We start from the raw sequence: 12543 nt of genomic DNA, 5'->3' as shown, positions 1-12543 counted from the left end.
ATTCCATCCGGACGGCCGAGGTATCGGCCCCACCACTGTCCCGCGCGCACGACCACGCAGATACGCACCCTAGGTGTCGGCCTCCGCCACCTGATCCTGTTCGACGGCGGGCCTCTCGGATTCGCCGTCGTCACCGTCCGCGCCGTCGCCTCCGCCGCGGTGGCGCGCGTCGGACACTTTCGCCAGGCCCCGGCCGAGGACGCCGCCCACCGATTTGAGCGGGCTGTCGATCGAATCGAGTGCGTCGGCGATCTCAGGGTCCTCGTCGACGAGCCATCCCGCCGCATCGGCACGGCATGCAGTACGGAAGTCTTCGAGGTCGTCTCGCAATCCGGCAAGTGTGCGCGTGGTCCGGGGCGAGGACAAACGCCTGACGACGTCGAGCGGGGTGCCCTCGGCGAGGCGGGCGAGTGCACGACGGCCCCGGCGGAGCAGTTCTCCGTCCTGCTCGAAGTGCTCGGCGAGCAAGGTGCGTGCGGCATCGAGCACTTCGCTCGGCCGGTCCGGCTCAGCGGTACGGGCGCGTTCGATGCTCAGACGCTGCCACATCGTCTCGGCGTCCTCGACCAGCACGAGCAGTTGCAATGCCTCCCCGAATCGACCTTCGTCGGCCAGGGCCAGCAGTAACGCGACGTGCGCCGAGACGGGGGTCTCGGCCTCGACCCGGTCGAGGTGTGCCACGGCGTATGCGCGGAGCCGCTGGACCGCGACGGACAGCAGCGGACCGAGTTCCGCGATCACGGACCATTCTTCCTCGGGAAGCGACCCACGATGATCGGCGATCGCGATCGCACGCATCAGCGCATTGTGGTGGACGACGACGTCACCGAGATCGGGGGCTCCCGCGGCCGCCAGGACCTTCTCGACGATGTCGGGGTCGGCGTCGTCGCCTCTGAGCCGGACGATCGCGGCTTCGACCGATCCGATGGCACCCGCCAGCGCACGCACGATCGCATCCGCAGGGATCACGCCGGAAGAGTCGGGATTCGGCAGGTCGTTCATGTGCACCATCGTCCTACGAGGTACCCCCGATACACCACCCGGCCTCACACCTCACGACCGGGGACGATCCTGGCCGCTGGGTATCCGTACCCACGCGCTCTCGAGCAGGGAGACCACCTCGGCTTCGTGACGCGCACGGTAGGCGCTGAGAATACGGCGTGGGCGCGTCTCACCGGTGAGCCCGATCGCCGTCGCGAACGCCGCCGCAATGCCCTCCTCGGGCACGACCTCCGGCGTTGTGTAACCGATGAGCGCAAGCGCTTTACGGAGCGGATCGGCATTCGAGGCGAACGTGCGCAGCGGCAGAACGTCGAACCGGCCGTCCGAGCGGAATTCGAAGAACAGCTCGCCGTACTCGTCGATACCGATCTCGTCCAGGTACCGACGCACCGACGCAAGGTGCGGAATCGGGCCGGTCCACCTCAGGATCTGGGGGCCGAGCCTTGACTTCAACACCTTCTCGGCACCGGGGTCGCAGCCGACGATTCCCGCGACGGCAGACGGAAGCGGTACCTCCGCGCCGCGCATGTGGTCGCGGGTGACGGGAATCCGCAGTCGCCAGTGTTCGTCCAGGCGGTACAGGCGTTTGGTGCGCTCCGGAGGCAGTGCAGGTACATGGGTGCGGCGCCGACGGCGGACACACTCGTCGACGACTTCGAAATCCCCGCTCGCCGCGAATATCCGCGCGGACGCATCGGAGATCGAAAACCGCTGGACCAGCGCTTCGGCCACCTTGTCGAGCTCGATCGAGCCGGCCGCTCCGTCGACGAGTCGTGCGATGCGCCTCCCGACGGCGGTGACAGGATCGGTCTCCCATTCGAGTAGGCCCCACAGTCCGTCGTCTTCGGTGACGGTGAACCGGTCGTCGTCGGAGAGTTCTTCGACAACGCTGTGAATATCGATGTTCGCGTCCATGCGGGCGACCAGCGTTTCGACGGAGAGCGGGTCGCCGACCACCTCGAGGATCTGCGCAGCGCGCCCGGCGACGGTGTCCTGGGGTGTGAGAATCCGGCCGTCGAACATGGTGGCTCCGCAGTGCGTCAACCACGATTCGAACTCGTCGGCGGGCAAGTGCCAGATCGCTGTGACCTCTGCGGGTTGCACCACTGCGTTGGCGGATTCGAACTCGCCGAGCAACGCCCGGGTCTGCTTCTGCGCTTCGGCGAGGTCGGGCACGGCGATCCATCCGTCGGCGACGGTGCAGCGGTCGTCGAGCCGGTCGAGGACCTTCCACAGCGGCGCGTCGAGCCCCGGGACCACCTGCGCGAGCACGGGGCGATCGCGCACGATGCGGTCGAACGAGGCCACCGGTCGGACGTCGGTGCGCAGCACCGCCAGGAAGTCACCCGCCGCGGTGCCGAACGGGAACGTCGACGGCTGGGACACATCGACGTCGCCCTCATCGTGGATGCGACGCCGCAAGGTCTCGCGTTCGGCGGCGGGCAACGACGCAACATAGTCGGCGAGTTCGGCCACCGGGTCGGCAGGCACCCCCACCGGGAGATCTCGGGCGGCGACCGCCCCGATGCGTGCGACCGCCTCCTGGATCTCTTCCGGAGCACCCGCGCCGAGACCGACGCTGAGCAACGGTCGATCCCGCTGTCCGCACAGCGTCTGCCACCGGGCGACGGCAGCGAGGTCGTCGACGAGAAGTGCAAGCGCAGGAACAGGTGCTGCCGATTCTTCGGGAACGAGGGTTGCAGGGTCGCGAAGCACCGTGAGTACGAGAGCCGCGCAGACGATTTCGTAGACTGCGTCGCTGTCGGCGCCGCGTACGTCGAACAGATCGGCGGGACTGCGGCTGAACAGCTCCGCGGTGGTGGGAGCATGCGGTAGACGCGCAACGATCGTCGCAGCCGACATCCCGAGATCGAGAGCGTCCACGACTACCTCGACGGTGCGGATCAGCCCGTCCGCGAACCGCAGTTCGGGGTGGTCGGTGACGTAGATCCGGGACAACTCCGCGCACAGCTCCGGGATCCGGGTTTCGGCGGCGGTCTGCGCCGGTGACTGCGATTCCCACCAGGCCGGTGTCGGTGCGAGCGCAGTCAATGCCGCGGTGCGCGCAGAGCCGTAGCGATCGAGCCAGGGCATGAGCTCGAGCCAGGTTCGGTCGTCGAGTTCTTCGACCGAGAACGCACGTGACCACAGCGACACGAACCGATGCTCCTCTTCGACGTCCTGCGGGAACCGTCGCGGGTCCCTCCGTGCGGGACGTCCGTGAGGACGCCCGACCGCTCAGCATACCGATCGGAACCGCACTCTCGCAGACGAGCGCACGGACGCGTAACCGTGATCGAGCCCCGTGCGATGTGCCCCGCGACGCCGGGTCGATGTCAGGTCACCGCCGCGTCGTGGGGGGCTTCGTCGCCGGGCTCTCCTTCCATCACGTCCGCACGCAGACGTAACAGCACGAGCCCCGCGACCGAGGCGACGATGAGCGAGCCCACCGCCCAGTTCACGTGCAAGGCGTATACGGCGATCCCGGATCCGATCAGCCCGGCCAGCAGCGCACACCACAGCAACGCTTTCCCGAAGAACGCTCCCATTTCTCAAATACCTTCCGGCAAGTCCCCATCCAGGTCGCAACGATAGTGTCACCTGTCACAAAATCGGCAACACCCGGGCGGTGTGTCCCCAATTGGTGTAGCAATCGCGGCGCGAGGATACTCGGCACGACAGGCGAGGAATGAGAGGCACGACGTGGATACACCCCCGAGCGGGCACGATGTGATCCTGCGGGATGTGACGCTGCGCGACGGACTGCAGCTCACCGGCAAACTGCTCCCGACACAGCGCAAGGTCGAGATCGTGCGCGCTCTCGTCGCCGCGGGGATACCCGAGCTCGAAATCGGGTCGCTGGCACGCGCCGATCTGGTGCCGCCGATGGCGAACACTCTCGAGCTGGTCGCGGCGCTCACCGAGGAAGAACTGGACCGCTGCTGGATCTGGGTGGCCACCCCACGCCACGTGGAGAAGGCACTCGCTGCAGGAGCACGACGGTTTCAGTACTGCTTCTCGGTGTCCGATTCCCACAACCGCGCGAACATCGGCCGCGACACCGAAGACAGCCTCGCGGCGATGCCCGCCGCCGTGGAACTGGCCCACGACGCGGGCGGCAGCATCCAGCTTTGTCTGGCGACATCGTTCACCTGCCCCTTCGACGGGCCCATCGACCCCGACCGCGTCCTCGAGATCGCGTGCGACCCGCGGGCCGACGGCTCAGCCGACATCGTGGTCGCGGACACTCTCGGCCAAGCCGTCCCGCAGCAGGTCAGCGCGCTCGTCTCGCGTATCCGCGCGGAGTCGCCGGACCGTCGGATCGTCTACCACGGCCACGACACGTGGGGCCTGGGCGTCGCGAACAGCCTCGCCGCTGCCGAAGCGGGTGCGAGCGTCGTCGACGGGGCACTGGGAGGACTCGGCGGTTGCCCGTTCGCGCCCGGAGCAAGCGGCAACACCGCGAGCGAGGATCTGCTCTTCGCGACCCGCCCGTCGTGGCTCTCACCGGAGGTGTTCGCAGATATCGTCCGGCTCGGCGAGAACATCGTCGCCGAACTGGACGAACCCAATCGGTCCCGGGCCCGGCAGGGTGCGCGGTCGGAGGCCGAGGCGTTCGAGTGGGTCGTCCGCGCGTGAAGATCCTGATCGCACCCGACAGCTTCAAGGGCACCTACACCGCTGCCGAGGTGGCCGACTCGATCGCCGCGGGAGCGGTATCCGCAGGCCACGAGACGGTCTGCATGCCCCTCGCCGACGGCGGTGAGGGAACCCTCGACGTCCTCACGGTTCCGCTCGGTCTCGAACGTGTCGTCGTCGACGCAGTCAACCCGTGGCGGGTGCCGTGCCACGGATTCTTCGGTCTGTCCTCCGACGGCACCGCCATCGTCGAACTCGCCACGGTCAGTGGAATCACCACCGAGCACAACGGTGTTCGCGATGCCGTTACGGCAGACACGTACGGCACCGGGATGATCATGGCCGCGGCGGCGAAGCGCGGCGCGCGACAGATCGTCGTGGCCGCGGGTGGATCTGCCACCACCGACGGTGGCCTCGGGGCGCTCGCCGCGATCGACGACGCCGGTGGACTCGACTCCGCCTCCGTCGTCGTACTCACGGATGTCACCACCCGATACACCGACGCCGCACGGGTCTTCGGCCCGCAGAAGGGCGCCGATCCCGCAACCGTCGAGCTCCTGACGAGGCGACTGCACGAGGCCGCCGAGGCGTTGCCTCGCGATCCACGAAGAGTGGATGGGACAGGCGCTGCCGGCGGGTTCTCGGGAGGCATGTGGGCGGGTGTCGACGCAACACTGCGGCCCGGTGCCGACTATGTGCTCGACGTCGTGGGATTCGACGAGTCGCTCGCAACCGCCGACCTCGTGGTGGTCGGTGAGGGACGACTCGACGGACAATCCCGCGCAGGAAAGATCATCTCGGCCGTCCTGGCGCGCAGCGGTTCGGTGCCCGTCGTCGCGGTAGTGGGATCGGTCGGTGACGATCTCGGCGACTACCGGACGCGGTTCGCGGAGGTGATGGTTGCCTCCGATGCGGAGGCGATGCGAGCTGCGGGGGCCGCACTCGGCCCGCCCACACCGAAGAGTCGCGCGAGCCGCGCATCGGACGCGTAGAGCGCATCGACGTCGAAGGTGGATGCCGAACTCAGCACCTCGGCCGCGCCTGTCTCCTCGACGAGTTTCTCGATCCGTTCGGCGACCTGGTCCTCGGTACCGACGATCGCCGAGGCAGCTGTGTCGTCGAGGATCCGCTGCCGGCGCACGGTGACGGGGAGGTCGCGCAGTGACTCGAGCTGCATCAGCGGCGGGAAGTAGCCACGCTCGCGGGAGAGCGCCATCGCCCACCCTTCCGGCAACAACAGATCCACGGCATCCGCTTCGGTGTCGGCTATGAGAATGTCGGCGCCGATCACCAAGTACGGCTCGGGATTTGCTGCGCTGGGTCGATAGTCGGCGCGATAACGTTCGAACGGTGCGGGCCCCTGCGTCAGGATCGGGCCCGCGACGACGGCCGGTAGCCCGAGGCGCGCTGCCACCTGGAGGCCGGCGCCGGTCCCGAGCACGAACAGCGGCGGTGGTTGCGCGACCTGTGGCCTGATCGATACCGGCGCCGTGTCGTCGAGGTAGGCACGCAGTTCGTCGATATCTGCGGCGAAGTCGTCCGGCTCGGCGCGGGTTGTGCGCAAGGCTTCGCGAATGGGCGCGGTGAAGCCGAGGGACCGCCCGACACCCAGGTCGATCCGGCCGGGGTGCAGGGCTTCGAGCATGGCGAATTGTTCCGCGACGACGATCGGCTGATGGTTGGGCAGCATCACACCGGCCGACCCGACCCGGATGTGGCGCGTCCGATCGGCGATGGCCTGGATCAGCAGGGCCGGGGCGCCGGAGGCCACTCCCGGTACCGCATGATGTTCTGCGACCCAGAACCGTCGGTATCCGGCTGCTTCAGCGAGTTCCGCGCGGTGCAGAGTCTGTCGTAGTGCGGACGCGTCGTCCTGCCCCTCCCGTGTGCGGGAGCGGTCCAGCAGCGACAGCGCGACATCCATGTGGAATACCAACACCCCGCTGTGCAGCGATCATCCCGGGCGACCGGCCGGCGGTGGTCAGGGCGCCGGGTCGGCCGGTGGGTCGCAGGGCGGCGGCGGCTCCCGAGTGGGTTCCGGGGCCGGACTCGGGGCGGGATCGGATCCGCGGGCGGGCCACGACGCCGGCTGCGCAGCGCCGCACGGATCACTGCCCGGTGGTGCCGGGGTCCGAGTAGTGCCGGCATCGTCCGGAGTGCCCGCGTTGCGGGGATCGGGGAGCGGTGCGTCCCGATCCCACAGTTTCGGGGTGTCCGTTCCAGGCGCGGAGTCGGTGGTGCCGAGCACCTCGCTTCGTTCCGCGGACCCGCCCGGCCCCTCGGAACCGCCCCGGTCTTCGAACCCGCCCATGGCGAGGGCCAGCCCCCCGCCGAGCAGCGCGACGAGAGCGACGACGACGAACAGGAGGACGAGGTTTCGATGGATCGACGTCGTACCTGCCGCAGCAGGAGCGGGCTGCACTCGACTGCGACGCGCGGCGACAAGAGCGGCCCCCGTCGCGCGGTGCCACTGCACACCGTGCGGAGTCACGAACGGAACACCGAGGATCGTGGAGAGTTCCCGGGCGGGCACCGCGTCGCCGGGGCGCAGGTCGAGGAATACCAGCGCTGTCGGCGAGACACCGGCCCTGACGAGCGCTTCGTCCACGGTGTCGGGCAGGGTGTCGGGTACGCCGGTGGGGTCGTCGCCGCGCACGACCGACGAGAGCACCGTCCGGGATCGGGTGTCGACGATCGACACGGACTCGACACCGCCGGTACGGGTGTGGAGTGCCTGGACAGGCGTGCCGGTGAGTTCGGGTGCGCCCGCCAGATATGCGAGACGTGCCGCGTCGAGTGGAACCACTTCGACGGGTGCCTCGCTCACCGCGCGGACGGCATTCGCGACCGAATCGGTGTCGGCGGCAGCGCCCGGTAACTCGACGAGGCCGATCGTGCCGACGGTCAGCGATGCGTTCTCGGCCCGCTGCGCCATCGAGGTCACGGCCCGCGCAACGGCGTCGGACGCCGATCTTTCCGGTTCGGCTGCCCAGCGCTGCGAATCGAAGGGGCCGAGCTGGGGAACGTCGGCGTCGACAAGAACCGCGGAGACTTCACCGTCATCGACGGCTACGCCGAGCACAGGGCGCATCGTCACCGCCTCTTCGCCAAGATCGACACGGACTGCACGAGCCTAGCCGAACTCGACACTCAGATCCGGTAACACCCGACGGTCAGTCCGACGATCGCTGCCACATAGCTGCCGAAGGTGATGTAGGACCCGTCGGCTGCGAACATCCGCATCGAGAAGCCCGTGTCGGCCGGCAGGACTTGGCGCCCGTGGAAGCCCGCGCGGGCGGCGGTGCGTTCGAACAGGTCCGCGGCGCGCTGCAGATCGGCGACGGGCACAGGCTGCGAGCTCCCCTGAATGGGCAGATGCACCGACATCCCGTATGTGCCGTCGGCGAGGGTGCACCCCGCGTTGGTGCGCGCGTACTTCTCGGAGAATTCGAGGTCGGGGAACTCCTCGGAGAGTGCATCCATGACGTCGCGCTGGACTTGGAGGTAGTACTCGACCGCGGCGCCGCTGTCGTCGGCGACCGGCTCGGGGACAGCGCGGGGGCTCGCTGTCGCGCATCCGGTCGTTGTCAGCAGCACCGCCGCAGCAATGCATACGCGGAGAACAGGAACCTCGCTCATCGGACACCCCGTTCGTCGGCGGTGCCTGCGACGACGACCGCGATGTTGTAGGTACTCATGGAACCGGGCGTCAGATAGGAGCTGTGCCCTACAGAAGCGGTGCGCGGGTCTCCCGAAGGGTCTTCTCCCGCATCGCTGGACAGACGGGTCAAACCCGGGATTCGACTGGGGTCCCCGCCGAAGATTCCGGTATCTGCGATGAGGTCCTCGTCCGCTTCGATCAAGTACATCGACCCTGGGACCATTCCGAGTGTGTCGACGTCGGAGGTACCGAGTCCGGCAGCGCCGACGAAGACCGCTCTGTCGGCCTCCCCGCCGTGCTGCAACGCGAGACTCGTCACGAGTGCCCCGTACGAATGACCGATCGCAGTGACGTTCGGGGGCGAGTCGGGGCGCGATGCGTCGAGCCCGTCGAGGAACGTCGCCAAGCGCGGTGCGGCCAGCGTCGCAGACAGGTCGGAGACAGGACTGCGTTCGGTGAATGCCAGGCCCCAACCGAAATGTGGTGCCTGGTAGTTCATCCAGGTGACCGCTGCGACGGACTCGGATTCTCGGTCGACACGCCCGAGTTCTCGTTGCGCTTCGTCGCGCAGATCGGACACCTGCTGGTCGTAACCGTGGAGGTTTCCTTGCACGGTCGATCCTGCGCCCGGGGTGAAAACTGCGATGTGGTCGGCGGTATCGATGTCGCCGACCGCAACCGCGGCCATCGCCTCGCGACCGGACAGGTCGAGTGCAAGCAAGCTGCGATCGTCCAGTGTGAGTGCGCGGTCTATCGCATCGAGTGCGTCGAGTTTGTTCAGGGTCTGTTCGAGCCCCGCATCGGCGTTGGAGAGTAGACCACCGAACAGATTGCCCGCCAGCTCGTCTTGAAGTTTCAGGGCAACGCCTGTCAATCGTTCACGTTCGATTCCGAGCAGGGCACGGTTCGCGAGGTCGCGGACTTCGGCCGATACTCCGTCGAGACCGCCGATCCGTTCCGGGTATTCGGTGAGCAGCACGGCGCGCTCGGAGGGGGTGAGACCGTTCCACCAGGCGGCGACCTGTTCCGGATCGGTTCCGGGACCGGGCACAGGCCCGATCTCGGGGAATCTTGTCGAGATATCGACGAATTCCGTTGCGGGTGCCGAGTCCTCGTCCGAGAAGACGCGCGAGAGCATCGATGCCGCTTCATCGGCGAGGTCTTCCGCGCGACGAAGCAGGGCATCGAGTTTCGCCCGTAATGCATTGCGGTCTGCGTCGGGTGCAACTCCGGCAGGACCTGACACCTCGGTGAGTGCACCGTCTGTTCCGATGACGAGGCCGCGTTCGTCCGCCCAGGCGTATGCCGCGGCGAGTTCGGCATGCAGAACGCGCAGTTGCGGAACCACCCAGGCTGCGCACGCAATCACTCGGCGGTACGAATCAGCCTGAACGCCAACCGCATCGATGAGCAACTGTGATGAGATCACCGCGGCGTCCGCGGCGTCGCCGGTCCAGGCACCCCCGGACGTGATGGCTCGGCCGATATCACCGGCGATGCGGTCCAGTTCCCCGGCACGCTCGCCGAGGTGGGTTCCGAGACTTTCCAATGCGTCCGGATCCCACCCTGCCAGATCGCGCAGATTCATGTCGTTTCCACCCCCCTGCTGCGAAAGCATAGGAGGCACAGACGACTACCGACCCGGGGAGGGGTCCCCGGGTCGGTATCTGTGGATGAATCGGTTGCCTGTGGACAACCTGTCGCTACAGGTCGGCGATGGCCTCCAGCGGCGGCGTCTTCGCGGCTCGGTGCCCAGGCCACAGCGCGGCCATCACCCCGACCACGCCGGAACCGATGAGCATGCCCACGACCTGGCCCCACGGCACCGAGATCCGGTCGAGTCCCTGATCGGCGAGGGTGCTCACGAATGCCCAGCCGAATACCAGACCCAGCACGAGACCGACGACCGCGCCGAATACTGCAATGAGCAACGACTCGATGTAAATGGTGCGTCTGACCTGTGCACGTTGCATCCCGACAGCGCGCAGCATGCCGATCTCGCGTCGCCTCTCGACGACCGACAACGCGAGCGTGTTGACGATGCCGAGGATCGCGATGACGACGGCGAGTGCGAGCAGTCCGTAGAGGATCGCGAGGAGCATGTCGATCTGCTGGGCCTGTTGCCCCTTGAACTGCTCGCGGTCCATCACCTGGACGATGACGAGGTCCTTGGTGGCGTCCTCGAGTCCCGTCCGGATCGACTCCGGATCGGCTCCGGCTGCGGTGTTGACGAGCACGACCTGCGCCGATCGCGACGCCACCGGGGTGAACTGTTCGTACAGCTCCGTCGAGACTATCCACGGACCGATGAGCTGATTGTCCGCATAGATCCCGACGACGCTGGTATCGACCGTCTCGCCGTCCTTGCTCGTGAGCGGCACCGTGGTTCCGAGCTGCCAGCCGTTGTCCGCGGCGGCGCTCTCCGACACGAGCATCTGGTCGCCCGTGACGGCGTCGGTGCCCTCCTTCATCTCCAGTGTGAGGACGTCCTGTATGGACCCACCCGTCACCGCTGCCCCGTACGCCGGTTCATCGTCGATCGTCGCTTGCACGCCGTGCGAGGACACCACTTCCACGACCCCGTCGACACCGCGGGCGGCGTCCTCGGCCGCGATCGGCAGTCCGAACATCGGTGGCCCGGTGAGCACGAACTCGGATTTGACGCCGGTGTCGACGAGCGCGTCGACGCTGGCCTTCGCGGACGAGCCGAACACACCGATGACGGACACGAGCATCAGGCCGAGTGTCAGGGCGAAGGCAGTCGCTGCGGTTCGACGTGGGTTCCGGGTCGCGTTGGTACGGGCCAAGCGCCCGACCGCCCCGAAGGGCCGCGCGAACACCGCACCGAGAACCTTCACGACGGGTCGCGACAAGGCGGGTGCCGCGAACAGTACGGCGAGGATGAGCGCGAACGCACCCAGACCGACAGTTGCGGCGGCGCCGCCTCCGGTGCGTTGCGAGCCGACCGCGACGAGCACGGCACCTGCAACAGCGGCGACCACACCGGCGATCGTGCGGATCTTCAGAGACTCCACGGATGCGGTGGATTCCTCGCGCATCGCAGCAACCGGCGGCACGTGCATGGCACGTCGCGCCGGCGCGTAGGCACTGACGACAGTGACGATGACACCCACGAGCAGCGCGACGATCACGGTGCGCGGCGACAATTGCAGCGGACCGGACGGGAGCCCGAGATCCGCGGCATTGAGCGCTGCGCGGAGTCCGTACGCGAGCGCGACACCGGCCGCGATCCCGATCGCGCTGCCGATGACACCGACGACGAGCGCTTCGAGAGTGACCGACCGCCCGACCTGTTTACGGCTCGCGCCGATGGCACGCAGCAAAGCGAGTTCACGCAGTCGCTGGGCCACGATCATCGAGAACGTGTTGTAGATGATGAACGTGCCGACGAGCAGTGCGATGGCGCCGAACGCGAGCAGGAAGTAGTTGAGGAAGCTCAATGCTTCCGACACCTGATCCTGGGTTTCCTCGGTGACTTCGGCGCCGGTCTGCACCTTCATGTCGGGCAACGCGGCAGCGACCTCGTCACGCAGCGCTTCCGGACTCATCGAACCGTCGCCGACGACGTCGAGGAACTGGACGTGCTTGCCGTCGGTGAACAACTGGCTCGCCTGCTGCTCGGTGAACAGCGCACCGATGTATCCACCTGTGTCGGTGTCGAGGTCGTAGATTCCGCTCACCGTGACGGGAACCATGCCCTGAGACATGGTCAGGACCTTCGTCGCGTCACCGATGGCCAGGTCGCCGCGTTCGGCCGCGCTCGTGTTGAGCGCGATCTGCCCGACTTCGGTGGGCGGGGCGCCTTCGGTGAACTGCAAGGGTTCGCCGACCGTTTCCTCGGGTGGGAACCACGCGGAGCCTTCTGCCGGTGCGCCACCGGTCTGGATCGCGGCGCCGTCGGAGCCGAGCACGATGAGCCCGCCGCTGATCGTCGGCGCCGTGCGTTCGACACCGGCGAGCGCGTCCACCCGGCCGATGTCGTCGACGGGGACGCCACTCGAACCGAACTCTTCGCTGCTGACACGGACGTCGACGCCCTTGGCGACATCACCGAAGATGTCGTCGAATGTGCGCTGGAGGGTGTCGGTGAACACGAACGACCCGGTGATGAAGGCGGTGCCGAGCACCACCGACAGCACCGTCAGGGCAAGTCGCACCTTGTGCGCGGCCAGGTTGCGCAGCGCAACCTTGCGGATGGGATTCCCACTCATGGTCGCCGG

The 12543-nt window shown here is 67.6% G+C and carries 9 protein-coding genes and 1 pseudogene; 2 read left to right on the top strand and 8 right to left on the bottom strand.

The annotated features are described in order from the left end of the window. Positions 1 to 69: 69 nt before the first annotated feature. The 3 genes from MWU77_RS04050 to MWU77_RS04040 form a co-directional block, all read right to left on the bottom strand. Positions 70 to 1002: a hypothetical protein gene (locus tag MWU77_RS04050; protein ID WP_247272992.1), complete on the bottom strand. Its 933-nt coding sequence runs from the start codon at positions 1000 to 1002 to the stop codon at positions 70 to 72. Between the two features lie 51 nt (positions 1003 to 1053). After that, the gene (locus MWU77_RS04045; RefSeq protein WP_247272991.1) at positions 1054 to 3159 is read right to left on the bottom strand and encodes a hypothetical protein; all 2106 of its coding nucleotides are present in this window, start codon (positions 3157 to 3159) and stop codon (positions 1054 to 1056) included. A gap of 179 nt (positions 3160 to 3338) precedes the next feature. Next, a complete protein-coding gene (locus tag MWU77_RS04040; RefSeq protein ID WP_169687549.1) occupies positions 3339 to 3551 on the bottom strand; it encodes a hypothetical protein in 213 nt (70 codons plus the stop codon). Positions 3552 to 3732: 181 nt separating this feature from the next. Between MWU77_RS04040 and MWU77_RS04035 the strand changes: the two genes are divergently transcribed. Further along, a complete protein-coding gene (locus tag MWU77_RS04035) occupies positions 3733 to 4641 on the top strand; it encodes a hydroxymethylglutaryl-CoA lyase (protein WP_247273059.1) in 909 nt (302 codons plus the stop codon). After that, positions 4638 to 5633, top strand: a complete 996-nt coding sequence (locus tag MWU77_RS04030) for a glycerate kinase (RefSeq protein ID WP_308198762.1) — start codon at positions 4638 to 4640, stop codon at positions 5631 to 5633. The genes MWU77_RS04035 and MWU77_RS04030 overlap by 4 nt, the downstream gene beginning before the upstream one ends. On the opposite strand, the pseudogene MWU77_RS04025 reads toward MWU77_RS04030, so the two are convergent. The 5 genes and pseudogenes from MWU77_RS04025 to MWU77_RS04005 form a co-directional block, all read right to left on the bottom strand. Then, positions 5603 to 6565 (bottom strand): annotated as a pseudogene (locus MWU77_RS04025) (MsnO8 family LLM class oxidoreductase); the annotation flags it as partial. The gene MWU77_RS04030 and the pseudogene MWU77_RS04025 overlap by 31 nt on opposite strands. 57 nt (positions 6566 to 6622) lie before the next feature. After that, positions 6623 to 7732, bottom strand: coding sequence for a hypothetical protein (locus tag MWU77_RS04020; protein WP_247272989.1), 1110 nt, complete (start codon positions 7730 to 7732; stop codon positions 6623 to 6625). A 59-nt stretch (positions 7733 to 7791) separates the two neighbouring features. Further along, positions 7792 to 8280: an LppA family lipoprotein gene (locus MWU77_RS04015; protein ID WP_169687551.1), complete on the bottom strand. Its 489-nt coding sequence runs from the start codon at positions 8278 to 8280 to the stop codon at positions 7792 to 7794. Then, the gene (locus MWU77_RS04010; RefSeq protein ID WP_247272988.1) at positions 8277 to 9890 is read right to left on the bottom strand and encodes an alpha/beta hydrolase; all 1614 of its coding nucleotides are present in this window, start codon (positions 9888 to 9890) and stop codon (positions 8277 to 8279) included. The genes MWU77_RS04015 and MWU77_RS04010 overlap by 4 nt, the downstream gene beginning before the upstream one ends. Positions 9891 to 10005: 115 nt before the next feature. Further along, complete coding sequence (locus MWU77_RS04005; RefSeq protein ID WP_247272987.1) at positions 10006 to 12534, bottom strand: ABC transporter permease; 2529 nt, start codon at positions 12532 to 12534, stop codon at positions 10006 to 10008. Between the last annotated feature and the right edge of the window lie 9 nt (positions 12535 to 12543).

Source organism: Rhodococcus sp. F64268, assembly GCF_023015605.1.
In the GTDB taxonomy this organism is placed as follows: domain Bacteria; phylum Actinomycetota; class Actinomycetes; order Mycobacteriales; family Mycobacteriaceae; genus Rhodococcus.
Note: the sequence above shows the minus strand (reverse complement) of the source record. Positions and strands in the feature narration are given on the sequence as shown.

Coding starts and splice junctions, on each gene's coding strand:
- MWU77_RS04050 (WP_247272992.1), bottom strand. CDS start 1,002: ATGAACGACCTGCCGAATCCCGACTCTTCCGGCGTGATCCCTGCGGAT.
- MWU77_RS04040 (WP_169687549.1), bottom strand. CDS start 3,551: ATGGGAGCGTTCTTCGGGAAAGCGTTGCTGTGGTGTGCGCTGCTGGCC.
- MWU77_RS04020 (WP_247272989.1), bottom strand. CDS start 7,732: ATGCGCCCTGTGCTCGGCGTAGCCGTCGATGACGGTGAAGTCTCCGCG.
- MWU77_RS04015 (WP_169687551.1), bottom strand. CDS start 8,280: ATGAGCGAGGTTCCTGTTCTCCGCGTATGCATTGCTGCGGCGGTGCTG.
- MWU77_RS04010 (WP_247272988.1), bottom strand. CDS start 9,890: ATGAATCTGCGCGATCTGGCAGGGTGGGATCCGGACGCATTGGAAAGT.
- MWU77_RS04005 (WP_247272987.1), bottom strand. CDS start 12,534: ATGAGTGGGAATCCCATCCGCAAGGTTGCGCTGCGCAACCTGGCCGCG.